This is a genomic window from Streptococcus sp. Marseille-P7375 (assembly GCF_902460365.1).
In the GTDB taxonomy this organism is placed as follows: domain Bacteria; phylum Bacillota; class Bacilli; order Lactobacillales; family Streptococcaceae; genus Streptococcus; species Streptococcus cristatus_I.
Window position 1 is genome coordinate 39,195 of the sequence record NZ_CABPTR010000001.1, and the last position, 17,910, is coordinate 57,104.

Here is a 17,910-nt window from a genome sequence, read left to right on the forward strand (position 1 = left end):
ACAAAACGAATAAAACCGAATTAAGAAATCATAAATCCTATTTTTTTGGTATAATAATGATATGAAAAAGATAATCATAACAGCAACAGCTGAAAGTATAGAACAAGTTCAAGCCTTATTGGAAGCAGGAGTAGATCGTATTTATGTCGGTGAGGAAAACTACGGTCTTCGTTTACCGCATAACTTCACTTATGACGAATTAAATTGTATTTCTCAAATGGTTCATCAGGCAGGAAAAGAAATGACCGTTGCCGTCAATGCTTTGATGCATCAGGACATGATGGACCAGATCAAACCTTACTTGGATTTTCTTCAGGAAATTGAAGTGGACTATATCACCGTTGGGGATGCAGGTGTATTCTACGTCTTGCAGCGGGATGGTTATAAGTTGAAAACGATTTATGATGCTTCAACCATGGTTACCAGCAGCCGCCAGATTAATTTTTGGGGCAAGAATGCTGGGGTGTCAGAAGCTGTTTTGGCGCGGGAAATTCCATCGGCAGAACTCTTTAAAATGCCAGAAATTCTTGAGATTCCAGCAGAAGTCTTAGTTTATGGTGCGAGCGTTATCCACCACTCTAAACGTCCGCTTTTGCAAAATTATTATAACTTTACACATATCGATGATGCGAAATCAAGAGAGAGGGATCTCTTTCTTGCGGAACCGAGCGATCCTCAGAGCCATTATTCGATCTTTGAGGACAAGCATGGGACTCACATTTTTGCCAATAATGACTTGGACTTGATGACCAAGTTGACAGAATTGGTTGACCACGGCTTTACTCATTGGAAATTGGAAGGTCTCTATACTCCTGGTCAGAATTTTGTTGAGATTGCTAAGCTCTTTGTTCAGGCAAGAGATCTGATTGAAAAAGGTGAATTTAGCCATGACCAAGCTTTCTTACTAGATGAGCTACTTCACAAATTGCATCCGAAGAATCGTTTCCTCGATACAGGATTTTATGATTACGATCCAGACATGGTGAAATAGGACAGGATTTTGTTGCCTTTATCTAAGTGGGCATCACCAAAAAACTATTTGCTCACCAGAAATGTTTTAAGAAAAGGCACAGATTACTCTGTGCCTTTTTGAGTTCTCATCTATAAAAGTGGAGTGCTGGTTATGATTTCCAATAATCATAATTGTAGGTGGCTAGGATCATTTGAGTAATTTCTTCAGGCTCTTCCTGAGCTCCGCCGGCTATCCAAAGAGAAATAATCCCCTCAACACTGGATAGGAAGATTTCCAAGGCGTATTTCTGAGGGATGTGAAAGCTCTCCTCTAAAAAACGCTGGGTAGCAGCTTTTTGCTTGTCGCTCAGAATGATACTGGTTATGAATTCCCGAATAGCTCCGCGAAAGTCAATATAATGGCTTCTAGTCAGGGCATTGATCAGACGTTCATTAGCACGCAGTATATGAAATTTGGCTATCATGAACTGTTTGGAATATTCGCCTTCTTCTTCAAAAAGACTATAACTATAAAGTTGAGAAATGATGTCGCTTTTGAGGCTATCAATCATCTGATACTTATCTTGGTAGTGGAGGTAGAAGGTGCCGCGGTTAATCCCAGCCCGCTTGCAGAGTTTGCTGATGGAGATATTATCAAACCTTTCCTCAGATAGTAGCTGAATCAAGGCTTCTTTGATGTCTTCCTTGGTGCTAGTTTTTCGTTTCTGGACCATTTTTCTTCCTTTTTACTTAAATCAACACTTTGTTGATTTTTGATTATTGCTTTTTGTCTAAGCTCATTATATAATATCTGTGATTTAGAATCAACACCTTGTCTATTTAAGAAGATGGGGTTTGAAAAGGAGAGAAAATGACATGGCTTATATTGAAATGAAACATAGCTTTAAACGTTATCAGGTAGGTGACACGGAAATTGTCGCCAATCATGATATTTCTTTTGAGATTGAAAAGGGGGAACTGGTCATTATCCTGGGTGCTTCTGGTGCCGGTAAGTCAACAGTGCTCAATATTCTCGGCGGTATGGATACCAATGATGAGGGAGACATTCTGATAGACGGTCAGAATATTGCTGACTACAATTCCCACCAGCTGACGGACTATCGTCGCAATGATGTGGGCTTCGTCTTTCAGTTTTACAATTTGGTGCCTAATCTGACGGCCAAGGAAAATGTCGAATTGGCTTCGGAGATTGTCAAGGATGCTCAAGATCCAGTGGCCGTTCTAACCGCAGTTGGTATGGAAAATCGCCTCAATAATTTTCCAGCGCAGTTGTCAGGTGGGGAGCAGCAGCGGGTCTCTATTGCTCGGGCTGTGGCAAAAAATCCTAAGATTTTGCTCTGCGATGAGCCGACAGGGGCTTTGGACTACAATACCGGCAAGCAAGTGCTGCAAATTTTACAGGATATGTCCCGCAATCAAGGGGCGACGGTGATTATCGTGACCCACAATGCTGCCTTGGCTCCCATTGCTGACCGGGTTATTCGCATGCATGACGCGAGAGTCAAAAGTGTTACAGTCAATGAAGAGCCTCAGGATATAAGTACATTGGAGTATTGATATGAATAGAAAGATTTATTGGAAAGATATTCTGCGCTCCTTCACTAGCTCTAAAGGACGTTTCCTATCTATTTTAATCCTCATGATGCTGGGCTCTTTAGCTCTTGTGGGGATCAAGGTCGCTCCACCCAATATGCGCAGAACAGCAACAGATTACTTGAAAGAGCAGCGAACCATGGACTTGGCCGTTATGGCGGACTATGGTTTGGATAAGGCGGATCAGAAAGAGCTGGAAGCTATCAAGGGAGCTGATGTCGAGTTTGGCTATCTGACAGATGTCACCGTAGATGAGGAGGCTCTCCGAATATTCTCAGATACCAAGGATATTTCAAACTTTCAAGTGGTCTCAGGCCGTCTTCCCAAGACTGATCAAGAAATTGCTCTGGCTAGCTTTTGGTCAAAAAAATATAAGCTTGGTCAGGAGATTCATCTGACCGAAAAAGCAGGCAGTCGGTCAGTTCTAAAAAACAAGACCTATAAGGTCGCAGGATTTGTCAACTCGGCAGAGATCTGGTCTGATAGAAATCTAGGCAATGCGACTAGTGGTAGTGGGGCTTTATCAGCCTATGCTGTAGTTAGCCCCAAGGCCTTTGATACAGATGTTTACAGTATTGCTCGCCTGCGCTATCATGATTTAGAAAAGCTGGCTCCCTTCTCTGAAAGCTATCAGGAGCGTTTGGAGCAGCACCAGACTGCTTTGGACAAGAGCCTGGAAGATAACGGAGCGGCTCGCTTTAAGCGATTAGAGGCAGATGCCAAAAGCACCATTCAGAAGGGCCAAGATAAGATTGCTCAGGCTGAGAGCGAACTGACCCAAGGTAAAAAACAATTAGAGCAAGCTCAGAGTCAGCTAGACCAGCAAAAAACCCAGCTAGATGCAGCCCAAGCTGTTTCTATCCTAGCTCCTGCTCAGCTCAGCCAGAGCCAGCAGCAGATTCAGGAAGCTGAATCCCAGCTCAATCAGAAAAAAGCAGAGCTAGCTCAGGCGGAAAAAGACTTATCAGCTAGCAAGGACAAGCTAGCTGACGCTAAGGCAAACCTTAGTCGTTTGAAAGAGCCGGCCTATCATAGCTATGACCGCAAGTCTCTGCCAGGTGGGAATGGCTATCATATGTATAAAAACTCCATGAATAGTATTGCGTTGATTGGTAATATTTTCCCAGTGGTGCTCTATTTGGTGGCAGCTATAGTGACCTTTACCACCATGACTCGCTTTGTCGATGAGGAGCGAACAAATGCAGGCGTCTTCAAGGCTCTAGGCTATCATAGCCGAGATATCATTCGCAAGTTTGCCCTTTACGGTTTGGTGGCGGGGAGTCTAGGTACCCTCATAGGGATTCTGCTGGGGCATTATTTCTTGTCTGGAGTGATTTCTTCTATTATTACCAGAGGGATGGTGCTTTCTGCCCCTCATGCATATTTTTATATTTCCTATAGTTTACTGGCCCTTGGGCTTTCCCTTCTTTCCAGCGTTCTCCCTGCCTATTTGGTGGCGAGACGGGAGCTAACAGAAGAAGCAGCTCACTTGCTTTTGCCCAAGCCACCGGTCAAGGGCTCCAAGATTTTCTTGGAAAGACTGCCCTTTATCTGGCGACGTCTTAGCTTTACTCAGAAGGTCACAGCTCGCAATATCTTTCGCTATAAGCAGCGGATGTTTATGACTATCTTTGGTGTGGCGGGTTCGGTTGCCCTGCTCTTTGCCGGCCTAGGACTTCAGTCTTCTATTGGTGGTATTCCCAAACGTCAGTTTGAAGAGATTCTGCGATACGACTTGATTGTCGCTGCCAATCCTGGGGAGAATCAAGCTGAGCAAGACAAGCTGAAAAAGATGTTGGCAGATGACTCGATTGCAGCCTATCAGGAAATCCATAGTGAAACCTTGACGGAGAAATACAAAGGAAAAAAAGAAACAGAGTCAGTCACTTTAATGGTTACGGACAAGGAAAATTTTGAACCTTTCATCTCGTTAGAAAGTCCTGACAACCAGCAAAAGTTGACTCTCAAGGACGGTATAGTTGTTTCGGATAAATTGGCCCGCATAGCTAGAGTTAGCCCTGGTGGCAGTATAGAGCTGGGTGGCAAGCCTGTCAAGCTCGCATCAGTCAATGAGAATCATTTTGGCCATTTTGCCTTTATGAAGGCAACTGACTACCAGAAGATTTACGGAAAAAAGCCCGAGAAAAATGCTTATCTAGTGCGGCTCAAGGATTCTTCCAGCAAAAATATTGTGGACAAGGCCAATGAATTTATGAGCCTCAAATCTGTCAAGAGTGTTTCCCAAAACGCAAGCATGGTGAAGCAGTTCAACGTCCTAGCTGATTCTCTTAATAATACGATGATGATTTTAGTGCTGATTTCCATTCTTTTAGCAGTCGTCATTCTCTACAATTTGACAAATATCAATGTGGCCGAGCGGATTCGCGAGCTGTCCACCATCAAGGTTTTGGGCTTCCATAATAAGGAAGTGACCCTCTATATCTATCGAGAGACTATTATTCTTTCAGTGATTGGGATGGCAGTTGGGCTTCTAGGTGGTTTCTTCCTGCATCGTTTTTTGATTGAGAAGGTTGCGCCTAGCATTATCAGCTTAACCCCTCAAGTAAGTCCTTCAGTCTATCTGTTTCCTCTAACAGCAGTGACTCTTATCCTGACCTTGCTTGGCTTCTTTGTCAACTACCGCCTCAGACGGGTGGATATGCTGGAAGCACTCAAGTCTGTCGATTGATAAAAAAACGTTTCAAAACTTTCACTCACTTGATGGGTGGAAGTTTTTTTGAACTTTGATATAATATTCCTTGTAAAGAAAGAGAAAGATACACGATGACACGAAAAATTGCCTTATTATCCGATGTGCATGGAAATAGCACAGCCTTGGAAGCAGTACTGGCGGATGCGGAAAGCCAGCAGGTGACAGACTATTGGTTTTTGGGGGATTTGCTCCTGCCAGGAACCGGTCGCAGAAATATCCTAGATAGGATGGAGCAGCTGCCCATCAGTCTCCAGGTCAGGGGGAATTGGGAAGACAGCCTCTGGCATGCCCTGCATCAAAAGCTGGATTTGGATCGTCCCAGCCATCTCTATCTGACCCGGCTCTGCCATTTTGTCCTAGAGGAAATCCGTCCTGAAGAGATTGACCGCATGCAAGAACTTCCTCTGCAGGTCTTGACAGAAGTAGAGGGATTGAAGATTGCGGTCAGCCACCATCTGCCAGATAAGAATTGGGGACGGGAGCTGATTCATATTGGCGAGCAGAAAAATTTCGACCGCCTTTTTGAAGGAAATGACTGCGCTGTCGCTGTTTATGGTCATATTCACCAGCAGTTTCTCCGCTACGGGACCACTGGACAGCTGATTATCAATCCCGGCTCTATTGGTCAGCCGTTCTTTCTAGATTCAGCTCTGCGTCAGGACTTGCGAGCCCAGTATGCCATTTTAGAGATTGATGAGACAGGTCTGGCTGATGTCGACCTTCGGCGCGTGGCCTACGATGTGGAACAGGAACTACGATTGGCTCGAGAGCTCCACTTGCCTTATTATGAGATTTATCGGGAGAGTTTGGTAAATGGTATCCACCATACTCACAATCATGACCTGCTGCGGGAAATCAGTGAGCGGGAAGGCTATGCGGATGAGATTGCAGCTTTCTTAAAGTCCAGTCGTAACTCTTGAAGTTACACCATTTTTGAGATATAATAGTGAGAGAAAATGATGAGGGAGGAGAAAAAATGCAGATTTCTAGCCGTTTTACCATTGCCACTCATATGCTGATTGTTCTGGCTTTGGAGGGAAAAAAACAAAAACTGACAAGTGATATCCTTGCTGGCAGTGTCGGCGTCAATCCAGTTATTATCCGCAAGACCCTGTCCCAGCTCAAGAATGCCGGAATGATTACCGTTGCTCGTGGAACTGGAGGAGCAGAGATTGCCAAAGATTTGAAAGACATTAGCCTGTTGGACGTCTATAGCGCAGTTGAATGTCTGGGCAAGAGCGGCCAGCTATTTAGTTTTCATGACAAGCCCAATCCAGACTGTCCTATCGGGAAGAACATTCACAATGTCTTAGACGACCGCTTGGCGGCTATTCAGGCAGCCATGGAAGCTGAGTTGGCTCAGACCAGCCTTGACGAAGTCGTCGCAGCAACCGAAAAAGAAATTAAAGAACAATCTGTTTCCTAGTGAGCAGGTTGTTTTTTTACTTAAAAATTTTCCGAGATGTAATCATTGACATTACATTAAGATGTAGTATACTAATAAATGTAACATAAACAATTACAACTTAAGATAATCTTTCGGAGCAAATAGAGATGTGGAAAACCATATCAAGGAACCTATCTCTGTTTTGGAGAAATAAAAAAGATGGAGCAGGGGCACTGCTGAAATTTAAAATTAAAGAGAGGAGAAAGTACATGACTTTTGAATATCAAAGCAAGATTTATCTAGGAGAGGTGGCACTTTATGTAGCTGATCTAGCAAGACAAAGGGATTTTTATCAGCTCGTTTTAGGCTTGGATCTTTTGGAAGAGCAGGATGGGCAGGTGGCTTTGGGCCGGGACGGACAAGTGCTGGTGAGGCTTTTAGCAACCAGTGACTGGCAGTTAGTCAAGTCGGCTTATGGTCTTTATCATCTGGCGCTTTCGCTTCCAAACCGTCAGGCTTTGGCGGATATCCTGAAGCATTTATCAGAAAATAAAGTTCCTATGGTTGGAGGGGCGGACCATGGTTATAGTGAAGCCATTTATCTGGAGGATCCAGAAGGCAATGGCATTGAGCTTTATCGGGACAAGCCTCAGGCTGATTGGGATATTCGAGAAGATGGCCGCATTATCGGAGTGACGGAAGCGCTAGCGGCTCAAGAAATCTATGAACTAGGACAGGAAGTCCAGCCGTTTAGTATTGCTGAAGGAACTCGTATGGGCCATGTCCATCTGTCTGTGAAAAATAGCAGAGCAGCCAGTCATTTTTACCAAAAGCTTCTAGACTTGGAGGATAAATTTTCTGTACCTTCTGCTAGCTGGCTGGCATCCGGAAACTACCATCATCATTTAGCGGTTAATGAATGGGGTGGTTCTCACTTGAATCATCGCCAACCGAAGCAACTAGGACTAGCCTATTTTGAAGCGCAAGTAGAAGGAAAAGAAGACCTAATAGCTATTTATGAAAATGCTCTGGACTTGCAGGCGCCAGTCCGATGGATTAGCTCCCAAGAGCTAGAAGTTACAGACCCAGATGGGATTGTGGCAAAAGTTAAGACAAGAGTGGTATAATAAGGCATATCAAGAAGTTAAAAGAAAGAAAAAATATGTACAAGACTTATTATGCATCACCGATTGGCCAGATTTTCATCTTGACAGACGCAAATGCCTTGTTGGGGCTTTGGCTGGAGAATCAGAAATATTTTGGGGCAGGCTATGATTTGGAGCAAGCGCAACAGGAAGAGACAGAAGTCAGCCAGCGTGTTGCTGCTTGGTTGGATGCTTATTTCAAGGGAGAAAATCCTGCGACAGATGAAATTCCATTGGCACCTCAAGTAACTGAGTTCAGAAGCAAGGTTCTGACAGTGCTGCAGAAGATTCCTTATGGACAAACGGCTACCTATTCAGACATTCTACGAGAATTACAAGCTGAGTACGGTAAGATTGGCTCGGCTAGAGCAGTCGGTGGTGCCATCGGCCATAATCCCATTTCCCTTCTGATTCCCTGCCATCGGATTGTCGGAAGCGACGGAAGATTGACCGGCTATGCCGGTGGCCTTGATAAAAAAGCCTTCCTGTTGAAACTAGAGGCGGGGGAGAAGACAACAGGATAAATAAAACTATTGATAAGCTAAAAAAGCACCAATCGGTGCTTTTTCTAGTTTCTTAGTCAAAATACAGTAAGTCCTTGCTAGTCTCAGTGAAAAGTTCAAAACCATTCTTAGTGACATAGCCGCAGTCCTCGATGCGGACACCGACTTTGCCAGGGATGTAAATACCAGGCTCAACAGAGAAGCACATGCCTTCTTCGATGACCATGTCGTTGCCTTCCATAATTGATGGAAATTCGTGAACATCCATACCGATACCATGGCCGAGGCGGTGATTGAAATACTCACCATAGCCCGCTTTTTCGATGACTTGCCGAGCGGCGCGGTCTACTTCATGAGCTGTGACGCCTGGCTTGATAAAGTCAAGAGCAGCTTGTTGGGCTTCCAGTGTCAGATGGTAGATATCTTTTTTAAACTGGTCAGGCTGGCCGACAGCAACGGTCCTTGTCATATCACTGGCATAGCCATTGACCATGCAGCCAAGGTCAAAGAGCAGGAGGGAGTTATTTTCAACTTTATTGGCACCGGGAATGCCGTGCGGATTAGCTGCATTATTTCCCGTCAGGACCATAGTTTCAAAGCTCATCTCATAGCCTTCGCGTTTGATGGCAAAGTCAATCTGAGCGATGATATCCGTTTCGGTATTATCCAGTGAAATATTGTCAAAACCGATATTAACAGCCTTGTCAGCATATTGGCCGGCTACTAGCATTTTCTGGATTTCATCGGCTGACTTGATCAAGCGCAAGCGGTTAATATAAGGGGTCAGATTGACAAATTCAGCCCCGTCAAAAACAGTACGCAGGCCGTGATACTTAGTTAAAATCAGATTATCAAACTCGACCGCTACTTGCTTGAAGGTTTGAGATGGTAGAGAAGCCTTGATTTTTTCCCAAGGGTTTTCAGAATCGACATAGCCTACAACCTGAAAGTCTACGGTAGAAGAAGCACGCTCAACTTCCAGTGCTGGTACGAAAAGGAGTGGCTCATGGTCAGTGTAGACGATTAGGAACATTTGGCGTTCATGTGGATCGCTGTAAAAGCCTGTCAGGTAATGAATGGTTACAGGATCGGAGATTACAGCCACATCCTGCTTTTCATTTTCAAGATAAGTGATGATTTGATTGATTTTTGTCATAGTTCAACCTTCTTTCTATGCCTCTATTTTTGCAGAAAAAGTGAAAAAAATCAAGGGTTTTAGTGAGGATTCCTCATCCTTGACTGAGATTTTTGGGAGAAAGAGAGTTGAATTGAAATTTCTATAAGAATGTTGGAATATAGTGTACGAAAATAGTATTTTTTAAGGAAAATTTGATATAATAGTGCTTATGGAGCGGTAGGACAGATACAAAAACAATAGATGTCTAAGCTTAAAAATTGTATAGATATGAAGGTAAGAAATGAAAAAAATATTAGTTGTAGATGACGAGAAACCAATCTCGGACATTATAAAGTTTAACATGGCTAAGGAAGGCTATGAAGTACTGACAGCCTTTGATGGTAAGGAAGCTCTAGAAATGTTTGAAGCAGAGCAACCGGATATCTTGATTCTGGATTTGATGTTGCCAGAAGTGGATGGACTGGATGTTGCTCGGACCATCCGTAAGACCAGCAATGTGCCGATTATTGTACTTTCGGCCAAAGATAGCGAGTTCGATAAGGTAATCGGTCTGGAGATCGGTGCCGATGACTATGTGACCAAGCCCTTTTCAAATCGTGAATTGCTGGCTCGGGTCAAGGCCTTGTTGCGCCGTTCTGAACTAATCCCAGATAGTCACGTGGACGAGAGCAGTCCAAAGGAACTGTTTATTGGGGATTTGCAGATTCTTCCAGATGCTTTTGTGGTGAAAAAACATGGGAAAGAATTGGAATTAACCCATCGTGAATTTGAACTTTTGCACCATTTGGCGACCCATGTTGGTCAGGTCATGACGCGTGAGCACTTGCTGGAAACCGTCTGGGGCTATGATTACTTTGGAGATGTGCGGACAGTCGATGTGACTATTCGCCGTCTGCGCGAAAAAATCGAAGATACTCCAAGCCGTCCGGAGTATATCCTGACTCGCCGCGGTGTCGGTTATTACATAAGAAATAATGATTGAAACGCTAAAAGAATTTGTGCTTTCTCCTGACTTTGTCTTTTCACTGATTGTTGTCGGCTTTATCATCGTCGTGGCTCTTTTGCTGCTGGAAAATCGACGAGATACTCAAAAGCTAGTGCAGTTAAATCAAAAGATCAAAGGATTGATTGCAGGAGATTATTCAGAAGTTTTAGATATGCAGGGCAGTCCTGAAATCACAGACATGACCAATTCCATCAATGATCTCTCTGAAGTCATCCGCCTGACACATGAAAATTTGGAGCAAGAAACCAAGCGTCTATCCAGCATCTTGTCTTATATGACGGATGGGGTGCTTGCGACCAATCGTCGAGGGCAGATTATTACCATCAATGACATGGCAACCAAGCAATTGGGCGTCAAACGTGATGATGTCCTTAACACCAGTATTTTAGATTTGCTGGATATTGCTGATGAGTACGATCTACGCGAATTGATTACCAAGGTTCCAGAATTGACCATTGATTCTCAAGATGAAAATGGTGAATATGTAAGCCTGCGTGTTCGATTTGCCTTGATCAGACGGGAGTCAGGTTTTATATCAGGGTTGGTAGCAGTGCTGCATGATACAACAGAGCAGGACAAGGAAGAGCGGGAGCGTCGGCTTTTCGTTTCCAATGTTAGCCATGAATTGCGGACGCCTCTAACCAGTGTGAAATCCTATCTGGAAGCCTTGGATGATGGCGCTCTGTCAGAGCCTGTTGCACCGGAATTTGTCAAGGTTTCACTAACCGAGACAAACCGGATGATGCGGATGGTGACGGACTTACTTAGCTTATCGCGGATTGATAATAATACCAGCCATCTGGACGTTGAGCTGACCAATTTTACAGCCTTTATCACCTATATCCTCAACCGTTTTGATAAGATTAAAAATCAGGATGAGACCAAAAAATATGAGATTATCAGGGATTATTCAATTACGCCGATTTGGGTAGAGATTGATACGGACAAGATGACCCAGGTGATTGATAATATCATGAACAATGCCATCAAGTATTCGCCTGATGGTGGGACGATTACGGTTTCTGTGAGAACAACAGATGTTCAGTTGATTCTCTCGATTTCGGATGAAGGTCTGGGCATTCCCAAGCAGGATCTGCCAAAGATTTTTGATCGTTTCTATCGGGTGGATAAGGCCCGTAGTCGAGCTCAGGGAGGAACGGGCTTGGGTCTGGCTATTGCTAAAGAAATTATCAAGCAGCATCATGGCTTTATCTGGGCCAAGAGTGAGTATGGCAAAGGATCTACTTTTACCATTGTACTTCCATATGATAACGATGCTGTCCGTGTAGATGATTGGGAAAATGAAGAGAATGTAGAAAGTGAACATGACTAAGGGATTTCAATATAGTATTCTAGCATCAGGCTCGAGTGGTAATTGCTTTTATTTGGAAACAGACCAGAAACGCCTGCTCGTCGATGCTGGTTTATCAGGGAAAAAGATTACGAGCCTTTTGAGTGAAATTGATCGCAAACCAGAGGATTTAGATGCTATTTTGGTCACCCATGAGCACAAGGATCACATCCATGGTGTAGGGGTTTTGGCGCGTAAATACAATCTAGACATTTATGCCAACGAAGCAACCTGGCGAGCGATGGAAAAGGACTTGGGCAAGCTGGATGCCAGTCAGAAGCATATCTTTGAAATGGGTAAGATGAAAACCTTTGGTGATTTAGATGTCGAAAGTTTTGGAGTGAGCCACGATGCGGCTGCTCCTCAGTTTTACCGCTTTATGAAGGATGACAAGAGCTTTGTCATGCTGACGGATACGGGCTATGTCAGTGACCGCATGGCTGGAGTCATTGAGAATGCAGATGCTTATTTGATTGAGAGCAATCATGATATCGAGATTCTTCGGAGCGGTGCCTACCCGTGGAGCCTGAAACAGCGCATCCTGTCTGACTTGGGACACTTATCCAATGAAGATGGTGCGGAAACCATGATTCGCACACTTGGCAATCGCACCAAGCGCATCTATCTGGGGCATCTGAGCAAGGAAAATAATATCAAGGAGCTGGCTCATATGACTATGGTCAATCAACTGGCTCAAGCTGACTTGCCAGTGGGGCATGATTTCCAAGTCTTTGATACTTCTCCTGATACTGCAACGCCTTTGGTAAATATCTAATCATCAGTCGCTCAGAAAGAGAGTGGGACAGAAATCGGTAATTCGTTAGAATTCGATTTCGTCGTCCCACCTCCGCACAGTTGAGTAGGGCTGTAAAAGCTGATGAAATCAGCGTGGTAGAGCCCACTCAACCACTGCGTCTTGCTCAACAATCCAAAGACAATTGAGAGTCTGGGATTTTTGTCCCAGCCTCTTTTTTAGGATTGACAAGGATTGTTTTTTATGGGAAACTAGTTCTATGTTTTTTAGCCTGTTTTTTATACTGGAAAGGGAGCTAAAGAATTGAAATGAAGAATGACTATGAAAATCTACGTGAGGAAACCAAATGCGCCTGATTTATTTTGTGATTGCCTGTCTATCTTTGGCCTTAGGAGTGCTGGGAATTTTTCTGCCCCTTCTTCCTACGACTCCTTTTTTACTTTTGTCTATTGCTTGCTTTTCACGCAGTTCCAAGCGGATTGAGAATTGGCTTTATCACACCAAGATATATCAGACCTATGTCGCAGATTTTCGGGAGACAGGCTCGATTGCCAAAGAACGTAAGAAAAAGATTATCGTGTCCATCTATATCTTGCTGGGAATTTCTATTGCGTTAGCCCCGATAATTTGGGTGAAAATTTTCTTGTTCGCCCTGACAATCTTTATTACCTATTATCTTTTCAAGGTCATCCCAGATAAGGAATAGACTGCGAATTACGCTAAGAAGACAAGTAAACAAGTGCGTTGGCACTTGTTTTTTGGTATAATGGTAGATAGTTCACAAAGAACATCATTTTAGAAAGGATGGATTAGACTCATGCTCTGCCTTGGCCTAGCATGAAAAAGAAACTATGGAACATTTAAAAGATGCACTGCTGGAGCAGTTTGGACTGGTGTTTGAAGACAGCAGTCTGCTAGAGACCGCTTTTACTCACACCAGCTATGCCAATGAGCACCGCCTCTTAAAAATTTCACACAATGAACGCCTGGAATTTTTAGGAGACGCTGTTCTGCAGCTGATTATTTCTGAGTATTTATATAAAAAATATCCCAAAAAACCAGAAGGAGATTTGTCAAAACTACGCTCCATGATTGTTCGGGAGGAGAGTTTGGCTGGCTTTGCACGGGACTGTCAGTTTGATCAGTTTATCAAGCTAGGTCGCGGTGAGGAAAAGTCAGGAGGTCGCAATCGCGATACCATTCTGGGTGACTTATTTGAGGCCTTTTTGGGTGCCCTTCTTTTGGATAAGGATGTGGAGACTGTCAAAGACTTTATTTACCAAGTCATGATTCCTAAGGTAGAAGCAGGTGACTTTGAGCAGGTGACTGACTATAAGACTAAGCTGCAAGAACTCCTACAGGTTAATGGGGATGTGGAGATTGTCTATCAGGTTACAGATGAGACGGGGCCAGCCCATGCTAAGAACTTTGCTGTGGCTGTGTTGATCAATGGTCAAAAAGCGGGTCAGGGACAGGGCCGTTCTAAAAAATTGGCTGAGCAGGAAGCTGCCAAGGATGCATTTGAAAAGGAAAGTCACTAATGTTTTTAAAGGAAATTGAAATTCAGGGCTTCAAGTCATTTGCAGATAAGACCAAGGTGGTTTTTGATCAAGGTGTGACTGCTGTTGTTGGTCCCAATGGCTCTGGTAAGTCCAACATTACAGAGAGCCTGCGCTGGGCTCTGGGTGAGTCAAGTGTCAAGAGTTTGCGGGGCGGTAAGATGCCCGATGTCATTTTTGCAGGGACGGAGAACCGCAAGCCACTCAACTATGCTTCGGTCGTTGTGGTTTTGGATAATCAGGACCAGTTTATCAAGCAAGCAGGCAAGGAAATCCGTGTCGAGCGACATATCTATCGCAGTGGTGATAGCGAGTACAAGATTGACGGTAAAAAGGTCCGTCTCCGCGATGTCCATGACCTTTTCATGGATACAGGGCTAGGACGGGATTCTTTCTCCATTATTTCCCAAGGTAAGGTAGAGGAAATCTTTAATAGCAAACCAGAAGAGCGCCGAGCAATCTTTGAAGAAGCGGCCGGAGTGCTCAAATACAAGACCCGCCGCAAGGAAACAGAAAGCAAGTTAGCGCAGACTCAAGACAATCTGGATCGCTTGGAAGATATTATCTACGAGCTGGATAGTCAAGTCAAGCCACTGGAAAAGCAGGCTGAGACAGCCAAGCGCTTTTTAGAACTGGACTATGAGCGTCAGGAACTTTATCTAGATGTCTTGGTGGCTCAGATTAAGGCGAATAAAAGTGATTTGACGGCGGCAGAAGCTGATTTGGAGAGTATCAAGCAGGAACTAGCGGCCTATTATACGAAACGGGACGAATTGGAGCGTGAAAACCAAGAAATCAAGGTCAAACGTCAAGAAGTGAATCAAAAACTGTCTGATGATCAGGCCAGTCTTTTAGAGTTGACGCGTTTGATAAGTGATTTGGAACGCCAGATAGACCTAGCCAAATTGGAATCGAGTCAGGCGGCTAGCAGCCGTTTGGAAAATGAAGAACGTTTGGCTGGACTGAGAGAAAAAAGCCAGCAGTTGACGGCTGATATTTCCTCCAAGGAAGCTCATCTAGCTGATTTAGCAGGCCAGTTGACAGAAAATCAAGAAGCCATGAGCCAGTTGGAAGCAGAATTGGCGGACTTTTCAGATGACCCAGATCAGTTGATTGAAAATCTGCGGGATCGTTACGTCAAGCTCATGCAAGAAGAAGCGGACTTGTCCAATGACTTGACCTCGCTCGAAAATCGTCTGGAGAATGAGCGGAGTCAAGCAGCCAGCAAACAGGCTGAGTTTAGCAAGTTACAGGCTGATTTAAAAATCGGTAGAGCAGAAGAAGCGGCTCGACAGGCAGAATTAGAAGAAGCTCAGACTGCCCTCAGAGCCTTGCTAGATCAGTATCAGGAGCAGCAGGGGCAGGTCGAGAAGTTGGCGACTGCTTATCAAAATGAGCAGACCAGTATGTTTGCCCTGCTGGATGATTTGAAAAATAAAAAAGCTCGTGCAGCCAGTTTAGAAGCTATCCTTAAAAATCACAGCAATTTTTATGCAGGTGTAAAAAGCGTTCTGCAGGAGGCTGATCGTCTGGGTGGTATTGTCGGGGCAGTCAGCGAGAAATTGAGCTTCGATCCTCATTACCAGACCGCTTTGGAAATTGCGCTGGGGGCAAGTAGTCAGCATATCATCGTTGAGGACGAGGGGGCAGCGACAAGAGCCATCGATTTTCTTAAGAAAAATCGGGCTGGTCGGGCTACTTTCCTGCCTCTGACGACCATCAAGGCCCGTCAACTCCCCGAGCAAAATCAATCTCGAATTGAGGCCAGTCCGGGCTTCCTAGGTTTGGCTTCAGAGCTGGTGACCTATGAGCCAGGTTTGGACAATATTTTCCAAAACCTGCTGGGAACAACCGCAATCTTTGATACGATTGAGCATGCGCGTGCGGCTGCCCGTCAGGTTCGTTACCAAGTCAGAATTGTAACGCTGGACGGCACGGAACTGCGCACAGGCGGTTCTTACGCCGGAGGAGCCAATCGCAATAATAACACGATCTTTATCAAGCCGGAACTGGACAGCCTGCTCGGAGAAATGGAACAGCAGTCCCAAAAGCTGAAAGTTCAGGAGCAACAAGTCGAAAGTTTGCAGTCTCAGCTATCAGAGGCCAAGCAAGCCTTGGAAGCCATCAAGTCTGAGGGTGAGCAAGCTCGCTTGACGGAGCAAAGAGTCAAGTTGGCCTACGAACAGATTGCAGAGCGGGTTGCGGAACTCAGACAGCTGGAGCAACTACAGGAGCAGGACTTGACTAGTCAGACTGAGGCAGCAGACCTGGCTGAAAAGAAAAAAATGGAAGAGCGGCTGTCGGCTATTGAGGCTGCAAAAACAGCTATTACTGCTGAAATTGAGCAAGTCAAGTCGAATAAAAATGCTGTTCAGGATCGCTTCGATCAGCTATCGGCTAACTTGTCAGATCTGAAATTGAAGAACACAGAGCTGACTTCTAACCAGCGCTTTGAGAAGAATGATTTGTCGCGTTTGCTAGAGGAGAAAGCTGCCTTGGACAAGGAAGTCGCTACTTTGCAGCTTTTGATAGAGCAAAAAGAAGAAGCGGTCAGCCAGAAGGTGGATATTTCCGTCTTGGAAGAGCAGCTTAAAACTGCCCAAGAAAAGAAGACAGACTTGGATCAGAACCTCATCCGACTCAAATTTGAGCTGGACGACTTAGAGGGGCAGTCTGAGGATATTCTAGGGCATTTAGACCAAGCTCGTCAGCAGAACGAAAGTCTGATTCGCCGTCAGGCCAAGGCAGAGGCAGAAAAAGAGAAATTTTCAGATGCCTTGCGTCGTCTGCTGACTAATCTGACGGATAATTACCAGATCAGCTTTGAAGAGGCTGATCAAAGAGCCCGTTCTTTGGAAAATCTTGCAGCTGCGGAAGCTCAAGTCAAAGACTTAGAAAAGGATATTCGTGCTTTGGGACCGGTCAATTTGGATGCAGTAGAGCAGTTTGAAGAAGTCAGCAACCGACTGAATTTCCTCAATAGTCAGCGGAATGACGTACTCTCGGCCAAAAATCTCCTCTTGGAAACCATTGAAGAGATGAATGACGAGGTCAAGGAACGTTTCCAAACAACTTTTGAAGCCATTCGTGAAAGCTTCAAGCTGACCTTTAGCCAGATGTTTGGCGGCGGTTCAGCTGACCTGATCTTGACAGAAGGCGATCTGCTGACAGCTGGGGTAGAGATTTCGGTTCAGCCTCCAGGCAAGAAAATCCAATCTCTCAATCTTATGAGTGGTGGAGAAAAAGCCCTGTCAGCCTTGGCCCTTCTCTTCTCCATCATCCGCGTCAAGACCATTCCGTTTGTCATCTTGGATGAAGTTGAGGCAGCTCTGGATGAGGCCAATGTTAAGCGCTTTGGAGATTATCTTAACCGCTTTGACAAAGAAAGCCAGTTTATCGTTGTGACCCACCGCAAGGGAACCATGTCTGCAGCAGACTCTATCTATGGAGTGACCATGCAGGAGTCAGGAGTTTCCAAGATTGTGTCGGTCAAGTTAAAAGATTTAGAAAGTTTATAGTATGAGTATAAAATTAGTAGCAACAGAAATCGGAATAAGGTAATTGATACAATAGAATACTAAGAAAGCCTTTGAATAAGTTGTTTCAAGGCTTTTTACTGTCTATAGATAGAAGGAAATGGGTATCAGAAATACTTTGATTCTATGGAGACACCCTTGATTTGTTAAACGTTAAATTGCATGTTTCGAAAGTCAATCATCTTGAGGCAGTATAACTGCATAATAACATTTCTTTCGTCAATAGAAAGTAGGAGTTATAGTAAATTGTGAG

Annotated in this window: 15 protein-coding genes; 13 read left to right on the forward strand and 2 right to left on the reverse strand. The window is 44.5% G+C overall.

The genetic code is table 11. The features are described 5' to 3' along the window. Positions 1 to 61: 61 nt before the first annotated feature. Positions 62 to 991 (forward strand): peptidase U32 family protein, encoded by a 930-nt coding sequence (locus tag FZ954_RS00240; RefSeq protein WP_148876063.1) that lies wholly within the window; start codon positions 62 to 64, stop codon positions 989 to 991. Positions 992 to 1,121: 130 nt separating this feature from the next. Here the strand turns inward: FZ954_RS00240 and FZ954_RS00245 are convergent, their stop codons facing one another. Then, positions 1,122 to 1,685: a TetR/AcrR family transcriptional regulator gene (locus FZ954_RS00245; RefSeq protein ID WP_148876065.1), complete on the reverse strand. Its 564-nt coding sequence runs from the start codon at positions 1,683 to 1,685 to the stop codon at positions 1,122 to 1,124. A gap of 142 nt (positions 1,686 to 1,827) precedes the next feature. Here FZ954_RS00245 and FZ954_RS00250 point away from each other — a divergent pair, with 142 nt between their 5' ends. From FZ954_RS00250 to FZ954_RS00275, 6 genes are all read left to right on the forward strand, one after another. Beyond that, complete coding sequence (locus FZ954_RS00250) at positions 1,828 to 2,529, forward strand: ABC transporter ATP-binding protein (RefSeq protein WP_125340958.1); 702 nt, start codon at positions 1,828 to 1,830, stop codon at positions 2,527 to 2,529. Between the two features lies 1 nt (position 2,530). Further along, positions 2,531 to 5,254, forward strand: coding sequence for an FtsX-like permease family protein (locus FZ954_RS00255; RefSeq protein WP_148876067.1), 2,724 nt, complete (start codon positions 2,531 to 2,533; stop codon positions 5,252 to 5,254). Positions 5,255 to 5,349: 95 nt separating this feature from the next. Continuing rightward, positions 5,350 to 6,198, forward strand: coding sequence for a metallophosphoesterase (locus FZ954_RS00260; protein ID WP_148876069.1), 849 nt, complete (start codon positions 5,350 to 5,352; stop codon positions 6,196 to 6,198). 56 nt (positions 6,199 to 6,254) lie between these two features. After that, positions 6,255 to 6,704, forward strand: a complete 450-nt coding sequence (locus FZ954_RS00265) for an Rrf2 family transcriptional regulator (RefSeq protein ID WP_002912933.1) — start codon at positions 6,255 to 6,257, stop codon at positions 6,702 to 6,704. 230 nt (positions 6,705 to 6,934) lie between these two features. Further along, entirely contained in the window at positions 6,935 to 7,792 is an 858-nt protein-coding gene (locus FZ954_RS00270) for a VOC family protein (RefSeq protein ID WP_187423297.1), read from the forward strand. Between the two features lie 35 nt (positions 7,793 to 7,827). Then, a complete protein-coding gene (locus tag FZ954_RS00275) occupies positions 7,828 to 8,334 on the forward strand; it encodes a methylated-DNA--[protein]-cysteine S-methyltransferase (protein ID WP_148876075.1) in 507 nt (168 codons plus the stop codon). Between the two features lie 52 nt (positions 8,335 to 8,386). Here FZ954_RS00275 and FZ954_RS00280 read toward each other — a convergent pair whose 3' ends face one another. After that, positions 8,387 to 9,469, reverse strand: coding sequence for a Xaa-Pro peptidase family protein (locus tag FZ954_RS00280; protein ID WP_148876077.1), 1,083 nt, complete (start codon positions 9,467 to 9,469; stop codon positions 8,387 to 8,389). Positions 9,470 to 9,731: 262 nt separating this feature from the next. Here FZ954_RS00280 and yycF point away from each other — a divergent pair, with 262 nt between their 5' ends. The 6 genes from yycF to smc all read left to right on the forward strand — a co-directional run bounded on the left by yycF (position 9,732) and on the right by smc (position 17,639). Continuing rightward, entirely contained in the window at positions 9,732 to 10,433 is a 702-nt protein-coding gene (yycF, locus tag FZ954_RS00285; RefSeq protein WP_005589489.1) for a response regulator YycF, read from the forward strand. After that, positions 10,426 to 11,790, forward strand: a complete 1,365-nt coding sequence (gene vicK / locus FZ954_RS00290; RefSeq protein ID WP_005589490.1) for a cell wall metabolism sensor histidine kinase VicK — start codon at positions 10,426 to 10,428, stop codon at positions 11,788 to 11,790. Before yycF ends, vicK begins: the two co-directional genes overlap by 8 nt. After that, positions 11,783 to 12,583: an MBL fold metallo-hydrolase gene (locus FZ954_RS00295; RefSeq protein WP_125370973.1), complete on the forward strand. Its 801-nt coding sequence runs from the start codon at positions 11,783 to 11,785 to the stop codon at positions 12,581 to 12,583. Before vicK ends, FZ954_RS00295 begins: the two co-directional genes overlap by 8 nt. Before the next feature lie 325 nt (positions 12,584 to 12,908). Then, positions 12,909 to 13,268, forward strand: a complete 360-nt coding sequence (locus FZ954_RS00305; RefSeq protein WP_148876079.1) for a YbaN family protein — start codon at positions 12,909 to 12,911, stop codon at positions 13,266 to 13,268. 145 nt (positions 13,269 to 13,413) lie between these two features. Continuing rightward, positions 13,414 to 14,103: a ribonuclease III gene (rnc, locus tag FZ954_RS00310; protein WP_125373728.1), complete on the forward strand. Its 690-nt coding sequence runs from the start codon at positions 13,414 to 13,416 to the stop codon at positions 14,101 to 14,103. Then, positions 14,103 to 17,639 carry a chromosome segregation protein SMC gene (smc, locus tag FZ954_RS00315; RefSeq protein ID WP_148876081.1) on the forward strand — a complete coding sequence of 1,179 codons (3,537 nt, stop codon included), beginning with the start codon at positions 14,103 to 14,105 and terminating at the stop codon, positions 17,637 to 17,639. The genes rnc and smc overlap by 1 nt, the downstream gene beginning before the upstream one ends. Positions 17,640 to 17,910 lie beyond the last annotated feature (271 nt).

Excerpts from the sequence above, each read along its gene's own strand:
- FZ954_RS00240 (WP_148876063.1), top strand. The coding sequence starts at position 62 with ATGAAAAAGATAATCATAACAGCAACAGCTGAAAGTATAGAACAAGTT.
- FZ954_RS00245 (WP_148876065.1), bottom strand. The coding sequence starts at position 1,685 with ATGGTCCAGAAACGAAAAACTAGCACCAAGGAAGACATCAAAGAAGCC.
- FZ954_RS00250 (WP_125340958.1), top strand. The coding sequence starts at position 1,828 with ATGGCTTATATTGAAATGAAACATAGCTTTAAACGTTATCAGGTAGGT.
- FZ954_RS00255 (WP_148876067.1), top strand. The coding sequence starts at position 2,531 with ATGAATAGAAAGATTTATTGGAAAGATATTCTGCGCTCCTTCACTAGC.
- FZ954_RS00260 (WP_148876069.1), top strand. The coding sequence starts at position 5,350 with ATGACACGAAAAATTGCCTTATTATCCGATGTGCATGGAAATAGCACA.
- FZ954_RS00265 (WP_002912933.1), top strand. The coding sequence starts at position 6,255 with ATGCAGATTTCTAGCCGTTTTACCATTGCCACTCATATGCTGATTGTT.
- FZ954_RS00270 (WP_187423297.1), top strand. The coding sequence starts at position 6,935 with ATGACTTTTGAATATCAAAGCAAGATTTATCTAGGAGAGGTGGCACTT.
- FZ954_RS00275 (WP_148876075.1), top strand. The coding sequence starts at position 7,828 with ATGTACAAGACTTATTATGCATCACCGATTGGCCAGATTTTCATCTTG.
- FZ954_RS00280 (WP_148876077.1), bottom strand. The coding sequence starts at position 9,469 with ATGACAAAAATCAATCAAATCATCACTTATCTTGAAAATGAAAAGCAG.
- yycF (WP_005589489.1), top strand. The coding sequence starts at position 9,732 with ATGAAAAAAATATTAGTTGTAGATGACGAGAAACCAATCTCGGACATT.
- vicK (WP_005589490.1), top strand. The coding sequence starts at position 10,426 with ATGATTGAAACGCTAAAAGAATTTGTGCTTTCTCCTGACTTTGTCTTT.
- FZ954_RS00295 (WP_125370973.1), top strand. The coding sequence starts at position 11,783 with ATGACTAAGGGATTTCAATATAGTATTCTAGCATCAGGCTCGAGTGGT.
- FZ954_RS00305 (WP_148876079.1), top strand. The coding sequence starts at position 12,909 with ATGCGCCTGATTTATTTTGTGATTGCCTGTCTATCTTTGGCCTTAGGA.
- rnc (WP_125373728.1), top strand. The coding sequence starts at position 13,414 with ATGGAACATTTAAAAGATGCACTGCTGGAGCAGTTTGGACTGGTGTTT.
- smc (WP_148876081.1), top strand. The coding sequence starts at position 14,103 with ATGTTTTTAAAGGAAATTGAAATTCAGGGCTTCAAGTCATTTGCAGAT.